Annotated in this window: 23 protein-coding genes and 1 tRNA gene; 18 read left to right on the top strand and 6 right to left on the bottom strand. The window is 55.6% G+C overall.

Annotated features, from left to right (window positions below; translation table 11 throughout):
* On the bottom strand, nucleotides 1–237 hold the full coding sequence (locus AWM69_RS11775; RefSeq protein WP_218726904.1) for a hypothetical protein: 237 nt from the start codon (nucleotides 235–237) through the stop codon (nucleotides 1–3).
* Between the two features lie 96 nt (nucleotides 238–333).
* On the opposite strand from AWM69_RS11775, the gene AWM69_RS11770 reads away from it, so the two are divergent.
* From AWM69_RS11770 to AWM69_RS11730, 9 genes are all read left to right on the top strand, one after another.
* Nucleotides 334–1,038 carry a S24 family peptidase gene (locus AWM69_RS11770; RefSeq protein WP_256930289.1) on the top strand — a complete coding sequence of 235 codons (705 nt, stop codon included), beginning with the start codon at nucleotides 334–336 and terminating at the stop codon, nucleotides 1,036–1,038.
* Between the two features lie 347 nt (nucleotides 1,039–1,385).
* Nucleotides 1,386–1,949, top strand: coding sequence for a deoxynucleotide monophosphate kinase (locus AWM69_RS11765; RefSeq protein ID WP_218726903.1), 564 nt, complete (start codon nucleotides 1,386–1,388; stop codon nucleotides 1,947–1,949).
* A gap of 11 nt (nucleotides 1,950–1,960) precedes the next feature.
* Complete coding sequence (locus AWM69_RS11760) at nucleotides 1,961–2,242, top strand: hypothetical protein (RefSeq protein WP_046808749.1); 282 nt, start codon at nucleotides 1,961–1,963, stop codon at nucleotides 2,240–2,242.
* Nucleotides 2,239–2,613, top strand: a complete 375-nt coding sequence (locus AWM69_RS11755) for a hypothetical protein (protein ID WP_218726901.1) — start codon at nucleotides 2,239–2,241, stop codon at nucleotides 2,611–2,613. Before AWM69_RS11760 ends, AWM69_RS11755 begins: the two co-directional genes overlap by 4 nt.
* Nucleotides 2,610–2,852: a pyocin activator PrtN family protein gene (locus AWM69_RS11750; protein WP_046808751.1), complete on the top strand. Its 243-nt coding sequence runs from the start codon at nucleotides 2,610–2,612 to the stop codon at nucleotides 2,850–2,852. Before AWM69_RS11755 ends, AWM69_RS11750 begins: the two co-directional genes overlap by 4 nt.
* Before the next feature lie 55 nt (nucleotides 2,853–2,907).
* Entirely contained in the window at nucleotides 2,908–3,249 is a 342-nt protein-coding gene (locus tag AWM69_RS11745; RefSeq protein WP_046808752.1) for a hypothetical protein, read from the top strand.
* A gap of 40 nt (nucleotides 3,250–3,289) precedes the next feature.
* A complete protein-coding gene (locus AWM69_RS11740; protein ID WP_218726900.1) occupies nucleotides 3,290–4,111 on the top strand; it encodes a YfdQ family protein in 822 nt (273 codons plus the stop codon).
* A 143-nt stretch (nucleotides 4,112–4,254) separates the two neighbouring features.
* The gene (locus AWM69_RS11735; RefSeq protein WP_218726926.1) at nucleotides 4,255–4,491 is read left to right on the top strand and encodes a DUF4224 domain-containing protein; all 237 of its coding nucleotides are present in this window, start codon (nucleotides 4,255–4,257) and stop codon (nucleotides 4,489–4,491) included.
* A 3-nt stretch (nucleotides 4,492–4,494) separates the two neighbouring features.
* Nucleotides 4,495–5,559, top strand: a complete 1,065-nt coding sequence (locus AWM69_RS11730) for a tyrosine-type recombinase/integrase (protein WP_218726898.1) — start codon at nucleotides 4,495–4,497, stop codon at nucleotides 5,557–5,559.
* A gap of 213 nt (nucleotides 5,560–5,772) precedes the next feature.
* On the opposite strand, the gene AWM69_RS11725 is transcribed toward AWM69_RS11730, so the two are convergent.
* The 3 genes from AWM69_RS11725 to AWM69_RS11715 all read right to left on the bottom strand — a co-directional run bounded on the left by AWM69_RS11725 (nucleotide 5,773) and on the right by AWM69_RS11715 (nucleotide 8,635).
* Nucleotides 5,773–6,933 carry a hypothetical protein gene (locus tag AWM69_RS11725; RefSeq protein WP_218726896.1) on the bottom strand — a complete coding sequence of 387 codons (1,161 nt, stop codon included), beginning with the start codon at nucleotides 6,931–6,933 and terminating at the stop codon, nucleotides 5,773–5,775.
* 11 nt (nucleotides 6,934–6,944) lie between these two features.
* On the bottom strand, nucleotides 6,945–8,114 hold the full coding sequence (locus tag AWM69_RS11720; RefSeq protein ID WP_218726895.1) for a hypothetical protein: 1,170 nt from the start codon (nucleotides 8,112–8,114) through the stop codon (nucleotides 6,945–6,947).
* Between the two features lie 447 nt (nucleotides 8,115–8,561).
* Nucleotides 8,562–8,635, bottom strand: a tRNA-Cys gene (locus tag AWM69_RS11715).
* Nucleotides 8,636–9,004: 369 nt separating this feature from the next.
* On the opposite strand from AWM69_RS11715, the gene AWM69_RS11710 reads away from it, so the two are divergent.
* Nucleotides 9,005–9,436, top strand: coding sequence for a hypothetical protein (locus AWM69_RS11710; RefSeq protein WP_131654747.1), 432 nt, complete (start codon nucleotides 9,005–9,007; stop codon nucleotides 9,434–9,436).
* A 156-nt stretch (nucleotides 9,437–9,592) separates the two neighbouring features.
* Here the strand turns inward: AWM69_RS11710 and AWM69_RS11705 are convergent, their stop codons facing one another.
* Nucleotides 9,593–10,156 (bottom strand): XRE family transcriptional regulator, encoded by a 564-nt coding sequence (locus AWM69_RS11705; RefSeq protein ID WP_218726893.1) that lies wholly within the window; start codon nucleotides 10,154–10,156, stop codon nucleotides 9,593–9,595.
* Nucleotides 10,157–10,249: 93 nt separating this feature from the next.
* Between AWM69_RS11705 and AWM69_RS11700 the strand changes: the two genes are divergently transcribed.
* From AWM69_RS11700 to AWM69_RS11670, 7 genes are all read left to right on the top strand, one after another.
* Nucleotides 10,250–11,179 carry a DMT family transporter gene (locus AWM69_RS11700; RefSeq protein WP_373274316.1) on the top strand — a complete coding sequence of 310 codons (930 nt, stop codon included), beginning with the start codon at nucleotides 10,250–10,252 and terminating at the stop codon, nucleotides 11,177–11,179.
* Between the two features lie 179 nt (nucleotides 11,180–11,358).
* Nucleotides 11,359–14,265 carry a monovalent cation/H+ antiporter subunit A gene (locus AWM69_RS11695; RefSeq protein ID WP_218726890.1) on the top strand — a complete coding sequence of 969 codons (2,907 nt, stop codon included), beginning with the start codon at nucleotides 11,359–11,361 and terminating at the stop codon, nucleotides 14,263–14,265.
* Nucleotides 14,265–14,609: a Na+/H+ antiporter subunit C gene (locus AWM69_RS11690; RefSeq protein ID WP_019829081.1), complete on the top strand. Its 345-nt coding sequence runs from the start codon at nucleotides 14,265–14,267 to the stop codon at nucleotides 14,607–14,609. Before AWM69_RS11695 ends, AWM69_RS11690 begins: the two co-directional genes overlap by 1 nt.
* Entirely contained in the window at nucleotides 14,606–16,291 is a 1,686-nt protein-coding gene (locus AWM69_RS11685) for a monovalent cation/H+ antiporter subunit D (protein ID WP_131654717.1), read from the top strand. Before AWM69_RS11690 ends, AWM69_RS11685 begins: the two co-directional genes overlap by 4 nt.
* On the top strand, nucleotides 16,288–16,776 hold the full coding sequence (locus AWM69_RS11680; protein ID WP_048382147.1) for a Na+/H+ antiporter subunit E: 489 nt from the start codon (nucleotides 16,288–16,290) through the stop codon (nucleotides 16,774–16,776). Before AWM69_RS11685 ends, AWM69_RS11680 begins: the two co-directional genes overlap by 4 nt.
* Nucleotides 16,773–17,051, top strand: a complete 279-nt coding sequence (locus tag AWM69_RS11675; protein ID WP_016780538.1) for a K+/H+ antiporter subunit F — start codon at nucleotides 16,773–16,775, stop codon at nucleotides 17,049–17,051. Before AWM69_RS11680 ends, AWM69_RS11675 begins: the two co-directional genes overlap by 4 nt.
* Nucleotides 17,048–17,419: a Na+/H+ antiporter subunit G gene (locus AWM69_RS11670; RefSeq protein WP_131654716.1), complete on the top strand. Its 372-nt coding sequence runs from the start codon at nucleotides 17,048–17,050 to the stop codon at nucleotides 17,417–17,419. Before AWM69_RS11675 ends, AWM69_RS11670 begins: the two co-directional genes overlap by 4 nt.
* Before the next feature lie 182 nt (nucleotides 17,420–17,601).
* Here AWM69_RS11670 and AWM69_RS11665 read toward each other — a convergent pair whose 3' ends face one another.
* Complete coding sequence (locus AWM69_RS11665) at nucleotides 17,602–18,630, bottom strand: Ldh family oxidoreductase (protein ID WP_218726888.1); 1,029 nt, start codon at nucleotides 18,628–18,630, stop codon at nucleotides 17,602–17,604.
* A 147-nt stretch (nucleotides 18,631–18,777) separates the two neighbouring features.
* On the opposite strand from AWM69_RS11665, the gene AWM69_RS11660 reads away from it, so the two are divergent.
* Nucleotides 18,778–19,653, top strand: coding sequence for a MurR/RpiR family transcriptional regulator (locus AWM69_RS11660; RefSeq protein WP_218726886.1), 876 nt, complete (start codon nucleotides 18,778–18,780; stop codon nucleotides 19,651–19,653).
* The last annotated feature ends 2 nt before the right edge of the window (nucleotides 19,654–19,655 follow it).

Here is a 19,655-nt window from a genome sequence, read left to right as displayed (position 1 = left end):
TTAAGCAGCTTCGTTATTATTCAACTCTGGCCAAATCGCCATCCAGTCGGCGCGTAGATCTTTTCGTGTTACCACCGCCCCAGTGGCCAATTCAATTGCTGAAGCAATCTCGGGACCCGCAGTTTTGTAGCCATAACCAATGGCACGTAGGTAAGAGCGAGTTGTTCCAGTCCTGGCAACAGATTTATCGTCCGCATTCTTGAGCCATACAAGTAGCTTTGTGTTTTTGGGTCGCATGGCGCGCCTCCTCGTTGTCACAGCGCAAATATTACCCAAAGGTAATCACAAAGCAATACCTAAAGGACATTTACCTCTGAGTAACAAGAATGGAATATGAGCGATATGGATATTCATGACATTCGAAGACACAACCTGCAGACGATCCTGACGGTCAGGTTTGGCGGCTACCGAGCAGGCTTAGCTGCTGCAATCGACCGGCAGGCAAGCTATATCTCTAGATGCCTTACGCAAATCGAGAAAAACCGTAAAAGAATTGGCGAAGAATTCGCCCGTCACATAGAGAACAAGCTGGATCTACCGGCAGGCTCCTTAGATACCCCAGACGGAATAAAGCTGCCTGACGGAGAATCAGCTACAGACCACGTCCACGCTATTTCACTGGAAAAAGGTCCGCTATTTTCGAGACCTTTTAAAAGGACGCCAATTTTAGGAACAGCGCAATTGGGACCAGAAGGATACTGGGAGGCACTGGAGTTAGCAGATGGCTGGATTGACGTGCCAAGCTCAGACCCAGGGGCTTACTCCCTACGTGTCAAAGGAGACTCAATGGCTCCAGCCATCCGCAGTGGCTGGGTTGTTTGGTGCGAGCCTAACCATAGACTTGTACCAGGCGAGTACGTCATGGTTCGAAGAGTTAACGGCGAATGCATGGTCAAAGAACTTCTCTATGCAAATGAGGAGGAAGTCAGCTTAATGGCCGTCAACGACGGGTATGGACGCCTCACCATTGATCGGCATGAAATCGAGCAAATTCATTACGTAGGCGGAATTATCCCTCCGAGTAAAATCAACTACTGATCACGCCTTCTCGAACAAAACCGCCCAATCGGCGGTTTTTTTTCATCCCCAGAAAACAAAAATTACCCGAAAACAAAAAAAAATTACCCCAAGGTATTGAATAGATATTTTACCTTGAGGTAATGTTGACTCGTAAACCTCTCACCAAGAGTACAAGCCATGCGAACAACACAGCACAACAACACTCACTGCCGGATATACATCCACCCAGCCGCATGCACTAGCCGCGCCTCAGTCGAAGCCATCCAACGCCATACAGGTCGACTGGTCATCATCACCGCTCCAGGCCGTCTCGCATTGGCAAGTCATCTTGTCGATACTTTCACTCCATTCGGGGGTGATGCAGCATGAAAAAGTTACTGATTGGATTGTCAGGCCGCGCCCGCTCGGGCAAAACAACCGCTGCTAAACACCTCGTCTGCACGCACAACCTCCAAGCCTACGCATTCGCAGACCCGCTGCGTGAAGGCCTAACAACCATCCTCAACCTTAGCCCACGTGACTTTGACGACGAGCACAAAGAACAGCCAATCGCCTGGCTAGGCCGTTCCGCACGTGAACTGATGCAGTCGATGGGCACCGAGTGGGGCCGTAATCAGGTGCACCCAGAACTGTGGCTGCTTCTGGCCGAGCAAAATCTTGGATTCCTCGAGCAAACCAACACAGCAGCCTCCGGCTTTGTGATTAGCGATCTTCGTTTCGAAAACGAAGCGGCTTTCGTTCGGGAGAAAGGCGGCCTGGTCATTCATTTGCTGCGCGAAAGCGCACCCGATGTGAACCCACATATCAGCGAAACCGGGATAGCCATACACGACAACGATTTCGTGGTGCACAACGACGAAACGATTGAGCAGATGACCGGCCAACTGGACGAGATCTTCAATGCTCTTTGCGCTCGCGCAGCGGCTTAAGGAGCAGTCACATGAACCGAACCCTGGATGCTACTGCCGCCCTACTTGGCTTAAAACCACGCGCCTTCCGCAGTCGCTTACGTGAGCTTGGCATTTTGACTCAGAACGGTGAACTGGCCAGCAAGCACCGAGACCAGGGTTATCTGTATGTAGACACGCGCAGTCGCTGGAACGCGAACATCAACACCTTCAGCTATTACGCGGTTGTGATGGTGAAAGAGCCCGGCGTGAGTTGGTTAAGCAAGCAACTGGGCATCACCGTGACCCCTGCTAAAAAGGACGCCGCCGCATGAAACAGAACGCCATCACGCAAGCGATCGGCGCCTTGAAACTGGTCCCGATATTCGTCAACAACCCGGCCATCGTCAGTCGCGCCACGATGATTGGGGCATCAGCAGAGGCTGTTGCTCTGCTTGAGGCACTTCCCGCGGCATCTGCTGAGCTGATCGAGGTGTTTCGTTGCGTAAATGCAGTAATCAGTGACGGGCAGACTGCTTACGTCACCCCTACCCGCTGCCCTGAATACCCATACGGCGCTGTAATTGCCGACAGCGAGGGGCACATTTGTGCCGCGGCGATGGGGAAGACCAAAGAAGGCTTGGCTGAGTTAATCCGCCTCAAGTTGCTGCCCCCACAGGAGCGGTACGGGGAGGATCCAGCGTGAGCAACACACTCGATCAACTGCGCAAGGAGTTCGCCACACCTTGCCCCAGTCTGACGGCGGTACGCGAACGCTACTTCGCACACATCAGGACTGATCGCTACCTGCTCAGCGAAATCAAAGCCGGACGCATCGCACTGAAAGTAACGCGACTACACCGCTCAAGCCGAGCAAAGCCAGTGGTGTATTTGCACATGTTGGCGGCCTATCTAGATGCACAGGCACCTAGCCAGGCCGCCTAAGCCCCCCCCCTGATATCCAGGGGGCTACAAAAACCAACGCAATGAGGCACAGCACATGAGCAAGTCACGTCCATTCATTGACACCCTACGCGACATCGAAGCCGGCGGCCTGCTGGATGAGCTTAGCGAGACCCAGCACAGCCTGATCGACGCCATTCGTTTAACAGGCAAAGGGGGCGAGCTGACGATCAAGCTCGCCTACAAGCCTGATGGCAACGGCCAGATGACTATCAAAGCGGACGTAAAAGCCAAAGAACCGGCCCTTTCACGTGGCACGTCTTTGTTCTTCCTGACCCCCGAAGGCAACCTCACCCGTCGTGACCCACGCCAACAGGATCTTCCGCTTCGGACGGTGAACGATGACAAGCCTGAAGTACTGCGGCAAGTCAGCCAGTAAAAACCTCTCACCACTTGCACTACCCACTGGAGCACATCCAATGCAACAAGCCCTACAACAGCTGTTCACTCTGGCCCAAGCCCTTGGCAAGCCTGTCGACCACCCAGGCCTGGCAGCGCCGATTGCGCTGGTACCGCACGGTGTATCGCTCGAGAATCTGGAGTACCTGCTACCTGCCCCTACCCGCACCAAGCAAAAGCTCACCGTTCTGGATGCAGAGTCGTTCATTGAGTACGTGAATCGCTTCGCAACTTCTGCCACTGCAGTCTTCTGTAACGGTCCAGAAGGCCGAACCTTCTCCGCGGTTATCGATTACCACCAGCCAGAGAGCCCGGCATGGCGCGAACACGTTGCTACCTATCGTTGCCCGACCACTGTTGAGTGGGGTCGCTGGAAGGAAAACGACCGCAAGCGTATGGACCAGGCGACCTTTGCCGAATTCATCGAAGAAAACGTGTGGGACATAACTCAGCCTGCAAACGAACAAAACGCACCAGGTGCAGCTGACATGCTGGAAATCAGCCGCACCCTCGAAGCCAAGAAAAACATCAGCTTCCGCCAAGGCACCCGCCTCGACAATGGCCAAGTGCAACTGACATACAACGAAGAAATCGACGGTCGAGCCGGTGAGGCTGGTCAGCTGCGTATTCCTGAACAGTTCTTTATTGGTGTGAAACCGTTCCTCAGCGGTGACGCATTCTGTGTACCGGCGCGCTTCCGTTATCGCATTCAGGACGGCCGTTTGATGATGTGGTTCGAACTGGTGCGCCCGGACAAAGTACTAGAAGAAGCCTACAACGCAGTACGCGACAAAATCCAAACCGCCATCAACGAAGTGCCGCTTTACGAAGCCACTTTGTAAATAGCCTCCAGCATTACCCAGCCGTCGGCCTCTCACCAATGATCCCGGCGGCGATTTTAACAAGGTACACAGCACATGCACTTACAGCACACGCTCGCGAATAATCCGTGGCAGCAAATCCAACACTCTAGGAGAGCTGCATGATGGAACTTCAAAGCGAGACACTCACTGACGATGAGCTGGCCACCATCACTGGTTATCAAATCCCTTCAAAGCATATCCAGTGGCTGACTAATAACCACTGGGAGTTTGTCCTGACTGGCGCGCGTCGCCCAATCGTAGGCAGGGTATATGCCCGAATGAAGCTTGCGGGTGTCCAGCCTTTGGCTGTCCAAGCGGTGGCCGAAGCGTGGACACTAGACTTATCGAAGGTAAGCTAATAAATGCGCCAGAGAAGTTCTGCCAACCGAGATCTTCCGCCGCGAATGATACGTCGTATACGCAAGGGTACGACCGGAAAGATCTGGGTATCGTATTACTACAACGGAAGGGATGCGGCCGGTAAAAGAAAAGAAATACCGCTAGGTACAGATCTCGATCAGGCCAAAGTTGAGTGGGCCCGACTCGAACGTAAAGCACCACCCAAACCCAACCACCTGATGGCATACGTATTTGATCGGTACGAAAAAGAAATCATCCCCGGTAAGTCAATCCGTACTCAATCCGACAACTACAAGGAACTCAAACAGCTAAGAAAAGCATTTGAGAACGCCCCTATTGAGTCGATAACACCCCAGGTTGTGGCTCAATACCGCGATGCTAGAACAGCTAAGGTCAGGGCCAACAGGGAAATAGCCCTACTCTCGCACGCGTTTACAATCGCACGTGAGTGGGGCCTGACGGACAAGGCCAATCCTTGCTTCGGGGTTCGTCGTAACAAAGAGAAACCCCGGGACTACTACGCCGGTGAAGTAGTCTGGAACGCAGTCTATTCAGAAGCATCACAAGAATTAAAGGATGCCATGGACCTAGCATACCTGACTGGGCAGCGCCCTGCCGATGTACTCAAAATTGCAGCCACCGATTTGAATAACGGATTTTTGCTGATTGGCCAGGGCAAAACCGAAAAACGTCTGCGCCTTCGGTTGGAGGATGCAGGTGTCCAATCTGGGCTGAGCACCTTTCTCAATGATTTGCTGGAGCGCAGAGCTCTCAACGGAGTTAAATGCTCGACGCTAATCACGAACTCGTCCGGACTGCGTATGAGCCAGCAGATGCTGCGTAACCGGTGGGACGATGCGCGAGAGAAAGCAGCAATCAAAGCAGCAACAGATGGTGATCCGGCACTTGCTATCAGCATCCGGCAGTTTCAGTTCAAAGATATTCGCCCCAAAGCAGCCAGTGAGATCGAGTTAACGCACGCGAGTCGCCTGCTGGGACACTCCACTGAGGAGATGACTAAGAAGGTGTATCGGCGAGTCGGGGAGATTGTTAAACCTACAAAATGACCAACCTGATGCCAACATAATGATTACCAGAAGACCACAAAAAGCGAACGCACAATTCAATGCCTGCTATAGGGTGACTTCGTCTTTGTGAGAGCATATAAATGGCCGAAAGCGGCCTTCCCTAAGAGGCTGCTACGGCCAAAAGGAGATACTAGTAGCATCTACTCCACAAAGTCTATGTATGCTCACACCACGGAATCACAACGAATAAATTCAGCTCGAAGACCCTATGGATGCTACGAAGTCTATCGATGACGTAGTGGACGACGGTGCTGCGGGAGTCACCTGAGGAAGCTCAGCAGCATACTGTACAAATATATAGTCAATAACTGAAACTAGCAACTCAATCAGTACAGACCAGTCATCGTTAGTTATGGTTATTTCATTTTCCGCATCAAACTGATGAACCATCTGATTTCGGAGCTTATAAATAAACTTAGCAAGACTTTCAATACCTTTTCCGTTAGTTTCGGGGAGGGTAAAGTCCCAATCGGCGCTATTGACATATGGTAGCCTTGAAAGCGTTAACGGCTGAAGACGAGACACAGGCATCAAACTTAAAACTCTAAACAGTGAATCCTCCTCCTTCCTGCGCCAGCCTAGCTCCTCTATGCATATCTTCGCAACTAGGTGCCCTGCGAGGGTCAAGCCTGTTTTACTCTTTAATGACAAGGCTCTTGGGAGCGTATAGACACTTTCTATGCATCGATAAAGCTCGAGAAATGCATGCTTGTAATGAGTAGAAGTCATACTCCAGAATATATTCTGCTTCATGAAGCTACCATCATGAGAGAGCAAAGATCTGAACTCTGCAAGAAATGGTTCTAGTTTAGGATTTATTAGCTCCAGGGAGTAACTCGCAACATAGTAAGCGACCTCATTTACAAGACGACTCCTGTAAACACTGTCAGGTAAGATCTCAAAGAAAACAACCGGCTCAAAAAAATCTTGCAACTCACTCAGATCGTGCCCTATGTATTCCTTCGAGTCTTCCTGCTGACTTAAGATATTTTCTTCAAGTTCTTGCAAATTAACAGAAGGAACTCTTCTAACGCTCATATCTTTCAGACTTGCAAGTAACAACGCAGAATTCGCATCAACCCTAAGTATTCCCTCCATCTCAAGAACTAGCAGTGCATCTTCCGAAACAAGCAAGTTTGTAAACGCAATATATTTAGTGCTCTCGTAGGTTATTTCATGCAGCCTGATATTGTTGATAAGGTATTCAGGATCACTTACTCTAAGCCGAAGAAATTGCTTGAAAAGCGCCGGAGCCTCTTCTGTGCTAGGAGGGGATATTTTGGCATCTGCGAGCGACTTGATAGTTATGCCTTCACTCAAGGTATCGAAAACATATCTTACATAGTCAATCATTTTACGGGCCATTAGTAGGCCGCCCAACATACTTCCATATTTGGAAGGCTCGGAGCATTAGAGAAAAAGGCAGCAAAAGACTTGAAGAAAAAATCTCGCTCAAACTCTCCAACCTTACCGCTAGATCGCCCGACACGCTCATTCAAACTTACTAACTCTAAGTAGTTGAACAAATCTTCTTCGCTAAGCGTTTCAAGGCGTTCAATTAATGCGTAACACTTATTTTGAAGTTCATTTGCCCTAGCTCGCGAAACATCATTAGCCAGTGAGTATCCGGGCGCTCCAAAAATAAAAACAGCTGCAGCCGTGACAAATCCTAGCCCCGCAGGGGTACTTGTGAATATGTCTTTCCCACTTTTAAATCTTCCATCGACTGCTTCAGCGGCTCGCGCCCTAAAAAACACCGTATCCAAAGACGCGAGAAGCTTTACAACATCTACAAAGCTATCAATAAAGTTATCGTTTGCTGTAGCTTCCGCAGCATCCATTCGAACAAAGTCTTCTGCAACCCGCTCCTTAATATCAATGTTTGTCTTTCTTGAGGAAAAAGCAAGAAAAAACTCGATCAACTTGCTTGCCTGGTATTGGCCAGCCTCAGTTCTTCTTTTTGAATCATCTATTACTAACACATCGACATTGGAAACATCTGCCTTTATTCTTGCTAGAATAGGATCATATATTGTCTCTAACTGTCGTTTTATATCCCATGGAACTTGCCCAGTATTGAGTATCAGCATTCTATAAATAAGACTATTAATATTTGTAGCAAACCAGATTTCAACTCGAACCAAATTACTCTTAAGATCACCCAACTCCGACGCTTCCAACAACGCTGTAGTACGTTGCATACCGTCAATTATAGAAAGTTGATTGTTATCTAAACAACCTAAAATCTGTCTAATCTCTTCATCAACCTTTAAATCTTTCGCCTTATTGAAAATCTCAATAGGCAATATCGCACCCAACACAATAGGCGGTAGAACTGCGCCCGCGGCAATATCCCTGACCATTCTCTCGCGAATTCTTATCCCGGTTTTAGTTTTAAGCGGGGCTCGCTGGCCTTTTATCCCACCTTTGGACTTATAAATATCTTCAATAAGGCCTAAATATTCAAGAGCAGGAATTGTTAGGATCGCCGATAAACATCCTGTTCTTCTGTCAGCTAGAATTTGGTGACCCATAATTTTCCTAAAATACTCAAAAAAACACCCCGATAGCTACGCGCTACGGATTCTGAGTTCTTTATCTCAAAATTTTTGGCCGAGTGGAATAGCAAAATGCCTCTACTGCAGACTCAGAGCGCAAAATTAAGGACATTGCGGATCAATTATCGACCCTCGAGCCAGGGCTACGCTGATGCAAACGAGATCAGTTTGGGTCGTACGTATTCGCCCGGCAGCCTTAGATCGAGAGCTACAGGTTTTCAAGGGCAGCTTAGGCGGCTTATGAACGATAGAAAGCTACATGATATATGAGATCGGTCGATGCCCTACCTCCCTCATAGCAGGGTGCAAATTCCGGAGCTGAAGAGGCTGCTTGCGGAAGCGATCCAAAAAGTTGCGGAAGTGATCGTCAAATCGCAGGCATAAAAAAACCCCGCAGACCTTGATCTGCGGGGCTTTCGAATGTGGAGGCCGAAGCCGGAATCGAACCGGCGTGGGCGGATTTGCAATCCGCTGCATAACCATTTTGCTATTCGGCCAATTGTGTTTGAGGCTTCATTCGAAACATCAAAAACAAGAAACTTTGCCTGGCGACCCTATCGCTGCAAGCCTTTGATTCATCAGCACTTCAGGTGGCTGCCCGGGCTGATGGCGCGCATTATGTACTAGATCATGGAAGCTGGCAACCCCCTGAATTCTAATAATTTTTAGCGAACGCCGAGGGCCGCTGAATGCTCCGGTCTGCCTGCGTCAGAGCAACATCCTTCACCAAGCAAACAAGCGTCCTACCGCTTGTGATACTTATGCCCTCACCATCGGAGGATTTGGCCGACTTCTTCGCCAGAGATGCTCACGTACAGTCTCGCCGCCGTTAACGAACGGACTGACGAACTTATTGGAGCTTTATGATGAAAACGATATGGAAGACTGCCGCTGTCGCTGCAGTAGTTTTGGCAACCAGCGGCTGCATGAGCCACAACGTAAGCCAGCCCAATGCTCCGATCGCCGGCACAGTGACTGCTGACCTGAAAGCCAACATTGAAGTGGGCAGCGAAATTACCGGGCAATCGTCCTCGAATATCTTGTTCGGCATGCTGAAGATCAGCGGCGACAGCGAATTCGCGGACGGCGTGACGTACGGCGGCCCTGCACCTGCCTTCAGCTTGCCGGATCCGGTATCGGCGACCAAGGCTGCCGCTGCCTATAAAGCAGTCAAGAGCTCCGGCTCCGATCTGATCGTCGCTCCGCGCTACGCCGTTTCGGTTGAGGACTACTTCATCTTCAAGAAGGTCAATGTGACCGTGACCGGCAGCAAAGGCACGATCAAGACCATTCGCTAAGCCGCATCATTGACCCGCCTGCACGCCTGAAGTCGCTCGGGCTGATTCCCCAGTCAGCACATGCCCTGCCCTGGCAGCCCTGATGATGTGCCAGGGTTACGAGCGACCGATTGATCGCCAGCGGGTTCGGCGGGACGCATGTCCCGCCACCTGCCGTCAAATCACCACATTGCGAATGAAGCGCACCACCCCCTCGCCATCATTGCGGTAAGCATGCGGCCTGTCACTGGCGTACATATAGAATTCCCCCGCACTGAATGTCAGCGCCTGATCGTCGATCACTAACGTCAGGCAACCGTCAAACACGTAGAGCTGCTCACTCCAGCCCTCGGCATCCGCTTGCGAGAAATAAGTCTCGCCCGGCTGCAGTGTCCACTCCCAGAGCTCCACCTCGCGGCAAGCGACGGCCTTGGCCAGTAACACGGCCTTGCTCCCGGCAATGGCACCCGTCCACGCCACTTCATTGATCCGGCTTGGATCAGGCGAACCCGGCGCCTGAATCAAATCACTGAACGCGACATTGAGGGCCTCGGCGACCCGGTCCAGCGTACTCAGACTGACATTCTTTTCACCCGCCTCGATCGCCACCAGCATCCGCCGACTGACACCGGACAATTCGGACAGAGCGCTTTGACTGAGTTGCGCCGCTTGCCTCAAGCGCCGGACATTCTGACTGACATGCTGCAAGACCGAGGCGCGTTGTGAATTTTCTTTGGGCACTATATTGCTCACCTTATGGGACTGCGCAGTATACTGCTCAGCTTTGGCGCATTGTGCGTCCCCCTCAACCCAGTGCGCAAGGTTGCGACGCCCTTGAAATTTTCCAGACTGCTGTCTTTGAGTTCCCGCCTCAGCAAAGCGGAATGCGTACTGGTGCTGATCACCATGGTGTGGGGCATCACCTTTTTGCTGGTGCAACATGCGCTGACGGCCAGTGGGCCGATGTTCTTTGTCGGCCTGCGCTTTGCCGCGGCAGCCTGTATCGTCGCGCTTTTTTCGATGAACCGCTTGCGCGGCATTACGCTGCTCGAGTTAAAGGCCGGGATGTTCATCGGTGTCTCGATCATGCTCGGTTACGGGCTGCAAACCATAGGTTTGCAAACCATCCCAAGCAGCCAGTCTGCTTTTATTACTGCGCTTTACGTGCCCTTTGTCCCGTTGCTGCAATGGCTGGTCCTGGGGCGACGCCCCGGTTTGATGCCAAGCCTGGGCATTATTCTGGCGTTTACCGGGCTGATGCTGTTATCCGGACCTGGCGGCGCGTCGCTGAATTTCAGCCCGGGTGAAATCGCCACGCTGGTCAGCGCCATTGCCATCGCCGCAGAAATCATTCTGATCAGCGCCTATGCCGGCCAGGTGGATGTACGCAGGGTCACCGTGGTGCAACTGAGTACGGCCTCGATTCTGGCTTTTTTGATGATTGTGCCGACACAAGAAGCCATACCCGACTTTTCATGGCTATTGTTAGCCAGTGCGGTCGGGCTGGGTGCCGCCAGTGCGGTGATTCAAGTTGCCATGAACTGGGCGCAAAAAAGCGTATCCCCCACTCGCGCCACGCTGATTTACGCAGGTGAGCCGGTATGGGCGGGCATCGCCGGGCGCCTGGCGGGCGAGCGGCTGCCAGGGATTGCCTTGCTCGGCGCGGTATTGATTGTTGCAGCGGTGATCGTCAGTGAGTTAAAAACCAGGGGTAAGCCCCTCGCCGCCGATCAGGAAAGGCCAGGCGACGAAGCCTGCGACTAAAGCCACTGCCCTGACCTGTCATGTGAAAAATCCTATTCAGGAGCGTTCATACAAGGACGAAACCGGAACACGCAGCAACGGGTTGCACACATTTTGTAGGATTCCTCTGCAGACTCGTTGTTGGTGATCCACTAACGGCCACGTATGATCGCTCACAAACTCCTGCAGATTAGAAGCCTATGTCCCTGATAGTTCTACTGCTTCTGCCCTTTATCGGCAGCTGTCTAGCGGCTGTTTTGCCGCACAACGCCCGCAACAGTGAATCACTGTTGGCCGGTCTGATTGCACTGATCGGTACCGTTCAAGTAGCCCTGCTCTACCCGCAAATTGCCCATGGCGGCGTGATTCGCGAAGAGTTCATGTGGCTGCCCAGTCTCGGCTTGAATTTCGTCCTGCGCCTGGACGGATTCGCCTGGCTGTTCTCCATGCTGGTGCTTGGCATCGGCACGCTGGTGTCGCTGTACGCGCGCTATTACATGTCACCCGAAGACCCGGTGCCGCGTTTTTTCGCGTTTTTCCTGGCATTCATGGGGGCCATGCTTGGCCTCGTGCTTTCAGGTAATTTGATTCAGATCGTTTTCTTCTGGGAGCTCACCAGCCTCTTTTCATTCTTGCTGATTGGTTATTGGCACCACCGTTCGGACGCTCGACGCGGCGCTTATATGGCGCTGATGGTCACGGGCGCCGGGGGGTTGTGTCTGTTGGCGGGGGTCATGCTGCTCGGCCATGTCGTCGGCAGCTATGATCTGGACACAGTGCTCGCGGCCGGCGATCAAATCCGCGCACACAGCCTGTATCCGATTTTGCTCCCCCTTATCCTGATCGGCGCCCTGAGCAAAAGCGCGCAGTTTCCGTTTCACTTCTGGCTGCCCCACGCGATGGCCGCGCCAACGCCCGTATCGGCTTATTTGCACTCGGCAACCATGGTCAAGGCCGGGGTCTTCTTGCTGGCCAGGTTATGGCCCTCATTGTCCGGCAGTGAAGAGTGGTTCTGGATTGTCAGCGGCGCCGGCGCCTGCACCCTGGTACTCGGCGCGTACTGCGCGATGTTTCAAAATGACCTCAAAGGCCTGCTGGCTTATTCGACCATCAGCCATCTCGGCCTGATTACCCTGCTGCTGGGCCTCAACAGTCCATTGGCCGCGGTCGCCGCGGTGTTCCACATCCTCAACCATGCAACCTTCAAAGCATCCCTGTTCATGGCCGCAGGCATCATCGACCACGAAAGCGGCACCCGTGATATCCGCAAGCTCAGCGGCCTGTTCAAACTCATGCCCTACACCGCGACCCTGGCCATGGTCGCCAGCGCTTCGATGGCCGGGGTGCCGCTGCTCAACGGTTTCCTGTCCAAAGAGATGTTCTTCGCCGAAACCGTGTTCATCAACTCCACGGCCTGGGTTGAAATCGCCCTGCCCGTGATCGCGACCATCGCTGGCACATTCAGCGTGGCCTATGCCTTGCGCTTTACTGTGGACGTATTCTTCGGCCCACCCGCGACCAACCTGCCGCATACCCCGCACGAGCCGCCGCGCTGGATGCGCGCACCGGTTGAACTGCTGGTGTTCACCTGCCTGATGGTCGGGATATTCCCGGCGCAAACCATCGGCCCGTTGCTGGCGGCCGCCGCGCAACCGGTGGTGGGTGGCGAGTTGCCGGAGTACAGCCTGGCCATCTGGCACGGCTTGAATGCGCCGATGATCATGAGCCTGATCGCCATGTCGGGCGGTATCGTGCTCTATGTCCTGTTGCGCAAGCAGCTCAAGCTCGGGCGCTTCCCGCGGCCGCCGCTGACCCGCTACTTCGACGGCAAGCGCTTTTTCGAGCGCAGCCTGGTGGTGATCATGCGCGGCGCGCGCCGGATCGAGCGGCGCATCAGTACTCAGCGCCTGCAAACCCAGCTGTTCCTGTTGGTCCTGGCCGCCGTGATTGCCGGTCTGATCCCGATGCTCTACAGCGGACTCACCTGGGGCGACCGGCCGAAAATCTCGGGGTCGATCGTATTCGTCACCCTTTGGCTACTGGCGATTGCCTGTGCGCTGGGTGCCGCCTGGCAAGCGAAATATCACCGGCTGGCGGCCCTGACCATGGTCAGCGTGTGCGGCCTGATGACCTGCGTGACCTTTGTCTGGTTCTCGGCACCGGACCTGGCCCTGACTCAACTGGTGGTCGAAGTCGTGACCACCGTGCTGATCCTGCTGGGCCTGCGCTGGTTGCCACGCAGGATCGAAGACGTCTCGCCCTTGCCCGGCACCTTGCGCAAGGCTCGGATCCGTCGCCTGCGCGACTTGCTGCTGTCCTTTGCCGTCGGTGGCGGCATGGCGTTGCTGTCCTACGCAATGCTGACTCGCCAGACCCCCAACGACATCTCTTCGTTCTACCTCAGCCGCGCCCTGCCGGAAGGCGGCGGCAGCAATGTGGTGAATGTGATGCTGGTGGATTTCCGGGGGTTCGACACCCTGGGTGAAATCACCGTACTGGCCGCCGTGGCACTGACTGTATTTGCCCTGCTGCGCCGCTTCCGCCCGCCCAAGGAAAGCATGGAACTACCGGCCCAGCAGCGCCTGCTGGCCAAGGACGTGGTCACCGATCTGGTCAACCCGCGTAGCGCCAGCGATACCGCACTGGGCTTCATGATGGTGCCGGCGGTGCTGGTGCGCCTGTTGCTGCCAGTGGCCTTCATCGTATCGATGTACCTGTTCATGCGCGGTCACAACCAGCCGGGCGGCGGCTTTGTTGCCGGCCTGGTGATGTCGGTGGCGTTCATCCTGCAATACATGGTTGCCGGTACACAGTGGGTTGAAGCCCAGATGAGCCTGCGTCCCTTGCGCTGGATGGGCACCGGTTTGTTGTGCGCCACGCTCACCGGCCTGGGCGCGATTCCCTTGGGCTATCCGTTCCTGACCACGCATACGGCGCACTTCAGCCTGCCGTTGCTGGGCGATATTCATGTCGCCAGCGCCCTGTTCTTCGACATTGGCGTATTCGCGGTGGTCGTCGGTGCCACCCTGCTCATCCTGACTGCACTGGCTCACCAATCCGTGCGCGCCCATCGACCCGCTCTTCAAAACAAGACTGGAGCCTCCTGATGGAAGAAGTCATCGCTATCGCTATCGGCGTTCTGGCCGCTTCAGGCACCTGGCTGGTATTGCGTCCACGGACCTTCCAGGTGGTCATGGGCCTGTGCCTGCTGTCGTACGGGGTCAACCTGTTCATTTTCAGCATGGGCAGCCTGTTTATCGGCAAGGAGCCGGTGATCAAGAACGGCGTGCCTCAGGACCTGCTCAATTACACCGATCCACTGCCCCAGGCGCTCGTTCTGACCGCCATCGTCATCAGTTTCGCCATGACCGCGCTGTTTCTGGTGGTCTTGCTGGCCTCCCGGGGCCTGACCGGTACCGACCACGTAGATGGCCGGGAGCCTAAAGAATGAATTTGATGCCGCATCTGATCGTCGCGCCCATTCTGTTACCGCTGCTGACCGCCGCCTGCATGCTGTTGCTGGGGGAAAAACGCCGACCGCTGAAAGCCCGGATCAATCTGGTCTCGACCCTGCTCGGCCTCGGCATTGCCGTGTTGCTGCTGGTGTGGACCCAGCAGCAGAGCACACCGGCAGCCATTGGCGTGTACCTGCCCAGCAACTGGCAAGTGCCCTTCGGGATTGCCCTAGTGGTTGACCCTCTGGCTGCGCTGATGCTGGTCCTGACCGGCATCATCGCCAGCTGCGCCCTGTTGTTCGCCATGGCCCGCTGGGACCGTGCCGGAGCCAGCTTCCACGCCCTGTTCCAGATCCAGTTGATGGGCCTGTACGGGGCCTTCCTGACGGCCGACCTGTTCAACCTGTTCGTATTCTTCGAAGTGCTGCTGGCCGCTTCCTACGGGCTGATGCTCCACGGCTCGGGCAAGGCGCGGGTTTCGGCGGGGTTGCACTACATTTCGATCAACCTGCTGGCCTCGTCCCTGTTCCTGATTGGTGCGGCCTTGATCTACGGCGTCACCGGGACCCTGAACATGGCCGACCTGGCCTTGAAAATCCCCTTGGTACCGGAAGCTGATCGCGGCTTGCTGCACGCCGGTGCCGCCATTCTCGCCATCGCCTTCCTGGCCAAGGCCGGCATGTGGCCGCTGAACTTCTGGCTGGTACCGGCCTATTCGTCGGCCAGCGCGCCGGTTGCCGCGCTGTTCGCGATCATGACCAAAGTCGGGATCTACACCGTGTTGCGGTTATGGACCTTGCTGTTTTCCGGTCAGGCCGGGGCCTCGGCCTACTTTGCCAGCGACTGGCTGATCTACGGCGGCATGGCGACCATCGTCTGCGCCGCCATCGCCATCCTCGCCGCCCAGCGTCTTGAGCGCATGGCCAGCCTGAGCATCCTGGTCTCGGCCGGGATCCTGCTGTCGGCGGTCGGTTTCGCCCAACCCAACCTGACCGCTGCCGCCCTGTTCTATCTGGTCAGCTCGACGCTGGCCCTGAGCGCCTTGTTCATGCTGGGCGAGCTGATCGAGCGTTCGCGCTCCTCCAACGAACCGATCCTTGAAGACGATGCAGAACCCCTGCCCAGCCTGATGGAATCATTGAACCCACCGCGCGGCACCAACCTGGATGACGAGCAGAAAGCCGTGGTCGGCCTGATCATTCCGTGGACGATGGCGTTCCTGGGGCTGAGTTTTATCGCCTGCGCCCTGTTGATTATCGGTATGCCGCCGTTGTCCGGATTCATTGGCAAACTGAGCCTGCTCAATGCCCTGCTCAATCCGATGGGCCTGGGTAACGACACCGGAGCACCGATCTCCGGCAGCGCCTGGAGCCTGTTGGTGCTGTTGATCCTCTCGGGCCTGGCATCGCTGATCGCCTTTTCACGCATGGGCATTCAACGCTTCTGGACACCCCTTGAGCGCCCTTCGCCGCTACTGCGTCGTTTCGAATGTATCCCCATCGTGATCCTGCTTGGCCTGTGCGTGGTGATGACCTTCAAGGCCGAGCCCGTGCTGCGTTACACCCAGGCCGCCGCCGACACCCTGAATACCCCCGAGCGTTATGTGATGGCAGTTCTCGGCACACGCCCGGTACCCAGCCCTGAAGCCAGGGCCGCCCTGCAGGAGGTGCAACCATGAAGCGCCTGTTTCCGGCTCCCTGGCTGTCCCTTGCGCTGTGGCTGCTGTGGCTGCTGCTCAACCTTTCGTTGAGCGCCGGCAACCTGCTGTTGGGCGCCGCGCTGGCCTTTGCGGCCCCGCTGATGATGGCTCCGCTGCGACCGTTGCCGATTCGCATTCGACGTCCCGGGGTGATTCTCAAGCTGTTCTTTCTGGTCGGCCGTGACGTGGTGATTTCCAACATTGCCGTCGCCTGGGGCGTGCTCAACGCCGGCAAAAAGCCGCCACGTTCGCGGTTCATCAAGATCCCCCTGGACCTGCACGACGCCAACGGCCTGGCTGCCCTGTCAATGATCACCACCGTGGTGCCCGGCACGATCTGGTCGGAACTGGCGCTGGACCGCAGCATCCTGCTGCTGCACGTGTTCGACCTGGATGACGAAGCGCAGTTTATTGAGCACTTCAAGGCCACCTACGAACGCCCTCTGATGGAGATCTTTGAATGAGTGCCCTGCTCTCCAATGCGATCCTGCTCAGCCTGTTCATTTTCAGCCTGGCCATGGTCCTGACCGTGATCCGGCTCTTCAAGGGGCCGTCTGCCCAGGACCGGGTTCTGGCGCTGGACTACCTGTACATCCTGGCCATGCTGATGATGCTGGTGCTGGGGATCCGCTACGCCAGTGACACCTACTTTGAAGGTGCATTGCTGATAGCCCTGTTCGGTTTTGTCGGCTCGTTTGCGCTGGCCAAATTCCTGTTGCGTGGCGAGGTGATCGAATGAATTCCGTCAGCGAGCTCTCTCTCTGGATTGAAATTCCGGTGGCGCTGCTGCTGGTACTGAGCAGCCTGTTTGCCCTGTGCGGCGCGATCGGTCTGTTACGCCTAAAAGACTTCTTTGAGCGCATGCACCCACCGGCTCTTGCCTCCACCCTCGGCGCCTGGGGCGTGGCACTGGCCTCGATCCTGTACTTCTCGGCCCTTAAATCGACGCCCGTGCTTCACGCATGGCTGATTCCAATCCTGCTGTCCATCACCGTTCCGGTGACCACCCTTTTGCTGGCACGTACCTCACTGTTCCGCAAACGTATGGCGGGCGAAGACGTACCGGCTGAAGTCAGCAGCGGTGGACGCAGCGAAGGCGGCAGCTGAGACAAGCACAGAAAACAAACGCCCTCAGCCAGCACGCTCTCCGGGAGAGGGCTGGCTGAGGGTCAGACGCCAGTCGAACGCTTCACACCCCCGGCACGCTGACCGGCTGGCCATCCCACTACGCGGGGTTGGTGGCGCAGCCTCGCTGCGCTCGTCAACGGCTACGGATTGCGAGCCGGACCTTACCCTGCCAACGCCCGCAATTTAGCCAGTTCATCGGCCGCCAGCGGGATACCGTCTTCCAGGGATTTGGCCCGCTGGTTGAATCGACGATCGCCGGGCAGGCGCTCCAGGCCGACGGCGTGCATTTGTCGAACGAGTTCCGCGCTGCGCTGGGCGAAGCTGTTGCCACCGGATTTAGTCGGATCGATCACGATCAGCAATTGCCCGGTCCACGGGGTTTGTGCACCCGGGTGCCTGGACCAGTCGAACTCGAATGAGAAGTTGCCCCCGGTCAGCGCGGCCGCCAGCAGTTCGACCATCATCGACAAGGCCGACCCCTTGTGCCCGCCAAAGGGCAGCAAGGCACCGCCTTCGAGGATGGCTTTCGGATCTTCGGTCGGCGCACCGTGTTTGTCGACGCCCATGCCGGCGGGCAACGAATGCCCCTTGCGTGCAGCAATTTGGACATCGCCGTGGGCAATGGCGCTGGTGGCCAGGTCGAATACGATCGGGTGGCCGTCCGCACACGGCGCAGCAAAGGCGATCGGGTTGGTACCGAACAAGGGTTTTTGTGCGCCGTGGGGCACCACGCAGGTCATGCTGTTGACCACACTCAAGGCCACCAGGCCTTCCTCCGCGAACGGCTCAACATCGGGCCACAATGCGGCAAAATGGTGCGAGTTACGAATCGCCAGTACGGCAATCCCGGCACTCCGGGCCTTTTCGATCAGCAACTGGCGGGCCGCAGCCAACGCCGGTTGCGCAAAGCCATTGGCCGCATCGACACGAATAAAGCCCGATGCCACGTCTTCAACCACAGGCGTCGCCTGACCGTCGACCCAATGGCTGGCCAACGACGATAGATACCCCGCAATACGAAACACCCCGTGACTGTAAGAACCATCGCGCTGGGCCCGGGCGCAGTTGTCAGCCAGTACTTGAGCAACAGCCGCTGAAGTACCGTGACGTTCGAAAATGCGTTGCAGCAAGGCGGTCAGTTCGCTGAGGGACAACGACTCTACGGGCTGAGTGGCAGGGGTCTGAGACATGCGGGCGCTCCAATCTAGTTGTTATTGTCGATGTGCAATGGTGGGGCCAACTATCCTGCGATGACAGTTATCTGTCAATTGTTGACTTAATGACAGAAAACATTCACTTTCTGTCTCGCGCTGAAAATAAAAACAGGAAATACAGTTGTGAGCCAGCCCATCAAGCAACGCCTCGAGAGCAGTCTGTCAACCGCCGCCCCTTCGGGCCGGGCGATTGCCAGCTACATGCTGGCCAATCTCTACGAACTGCCCTTTCAGACCGCCGCCGACATCGCCAGCAAACTGGGGGTCAGCGAATCCAGCGTCGGGCGTTTTTGTCGCGCATTGGGCTACAGCCATTTCAAGGACCTGAAAAACGACCTCAAGGAAGACCTGGGTGATGGCCCGTGGCTGGTCGGTGATCGCCTGCAGGAATTCCGCCAACAGTCGAGCCAGAGCCCGCAAGGCCTGCCGCGCAGTTTTGAGCTGGAAGTCGGGGCGCTGGTCAAGGTCTATGAATACAGCCTGACCCCTGAATGGCAAACGGTCAGCCAGCGCCTGGCCACCCGGCGCAAGGTGTTTGTGGCCGGCTTTCAAACCGAGCGCGGGATCGCCGCCTCAATGGTGCATTTACTGCAATACCTGCGTGACGGCGTGCACTTGGTCGATGGTTCGGCCGGGCATTACGCCGACGTACTGCTGTGCCCGGCAGAAGACTGCGCGCTGGTGGTGTTCGAAGCGCGGCGCTATTCACGCCATGCTCAGCACTTATGCCGCAAGGCGCGCGAAGCCGGGATCCCGGTCACGCTGATTACCGATACGTTTTGCGACTGGGCAGACTCGGTCGCAGATGAAGTCTTCCGAGTGCCCACCGAATTCAATCTGTTCTGGGAATCCACGGCAGCCATGCTGTCGCTGGTGCATCTGCTGATCAACGAAGTGTGCAAACAACTGGGACCGGACGTGGAAAAACGTCTTGAGGCAACCGCGGCCTTACACAATGAGTTCGTGGGCTACACATCCTCACCCGGATCAAAACAATAAAA

Source organism: Pseudomonas sp. D1HM (assembly GCF_019266105.1).
Taxonomy (GTDB): domain Bacteria; phylum Pseudomonadota; class Gammaproteobacteria; order Pseudomonadales; family Pseudomonadaceae; genus Aquipseudomonas; species Aquipseudomonas taetrolens.
This window is presented reverse-complemented; position numbering and strand designations above follow the sequence as displayed.

Coding starts and splice junctions, on each gene's coding strand:
- AWM69_RS11775 (WP_218726904.1), bottom strand. CDS start 237: ATGCGACCCAAAAACACAAAGCTACTTGTATGGCTCAAGAATGCGGAC.
- AWM69_RS11770 (WP_256930289.1), top strand. CDS start 334: ATGAGCGATATGGATATTCATGACATTCGAAGACACAACCTGCAGACG.
- AWM69_RS11765 (WP_218726903.1), top strand. CDS start 1,386: ATGAAAAAGTTACTGATTGGATTGTCAGGCCGCGCCCGCTCGGGCAAA.
- AWM69_RS11760 (WP_046808749.1), top strand. CDS start 1,961: ATGAACCGAACCCTGGATGCTACTGCCGCCCTACTTGGCTTAAAACCA.
- AWM69_RS11755 (WP_218726901.1), top strand. CDS start 2,239: ATGAAACAGAACGCCATCACGCAAGCGATCGGCGCCTTGAAACTGGTC.
- AWM69_RS11745 (WP_046808752.1), top strand. CDS start 2,908: ATGAGCAAGTCACGTCCATTCATTGACACCCTACGCGACATCGAAGCC.
- AWM69_RS11740 (WP_218726900.1), top strand. CDS start 3,290: ATGCAACAAGCCCTACAACAGCTGTTCACTCTGGCCCAAGCCCTTGGC.
- AWM69_RS11735 (WP_218726926.1), top strand. CDS start 4,255: ATGGAACTTCAAAGCGAGACACTCACTGACGATGAGCTGGCCACCATC.
- AWM69_RS11730 (WP_218726898.1), top strand. CDS start 4,495: ATGCGCCAGAGAAGTTCTGCCAACCGAGATCTTCCGCCGCGAATGATA.
- AWM69_RS11725 (WP_218726896.1), bottom strand. CDS start 6,933: ATGATTGACTATGTAAGATATGTTTTCGATACCTTGAGTGAAGGCATA.
- AWM69_RS11720 (WP_218726895.1), bottom strand. CDS start 8,114: ATGGGTCACCAAATTCTAGCTGACAGAAGAACAGGATGTTTATCGGCG.
- AWM69_RS11710 (WP_131654747.1), top strand. CDS start 9,005: ATGAAAACGATATGGAAGACTGCCGCTGTCGCTGCAGTAGTTTTGGCA.
- AWM69_RS11695 (WP_218726890.1), top strand. CDS start 11,359: ATGTCCCTGATAGTTCTACTGCTTCTGCCCTTTATCGGCAGCTGTCTA.
- AWM69_RS11690 (WP_019829081.1), top strand. CDS start 14,265: ATGGAAGAAGTCATCGCTATCGCTATCGGCGTTCTGGCCGCTTCAGGC.
- AWM69_RS11685 (WP_131654717.1), top strand. CDS start 14,606: ATGAATTTGATGCCGCATCTGATCGTCGCGCCCATTCTGTTACCGCTG.
- AWM69_RS11680 (WP_048382147.1), top strand. CDS start 16,288: ATGAAGCGCCTGTTTCCGGCTCCCTGGCTGTCCCTTGCGCTGTGGCTG.
- AWM69_RS11675 (WP_016780538.1), top strand. CDS start 16,773: ATGAGTGCCCTGCTCTCCAATGCGATCCTGCTCAGCCTGTTCATTTTC.
- AWM69_RS11670 (WP_131654716.1), top strand. CDS start 17,048: ATGAATTCCGTCAGCGAGCTCTCTCTCTGGATTGAAATTCCGGTGGCG.
- AWM69_RS11665 (WP_218726888.1), bottom strand. CDS start 18,630: ATGTCTCAGACCCCTGCCACTCAGCCCGTAGAGTCGTTGTCCCTCAGC.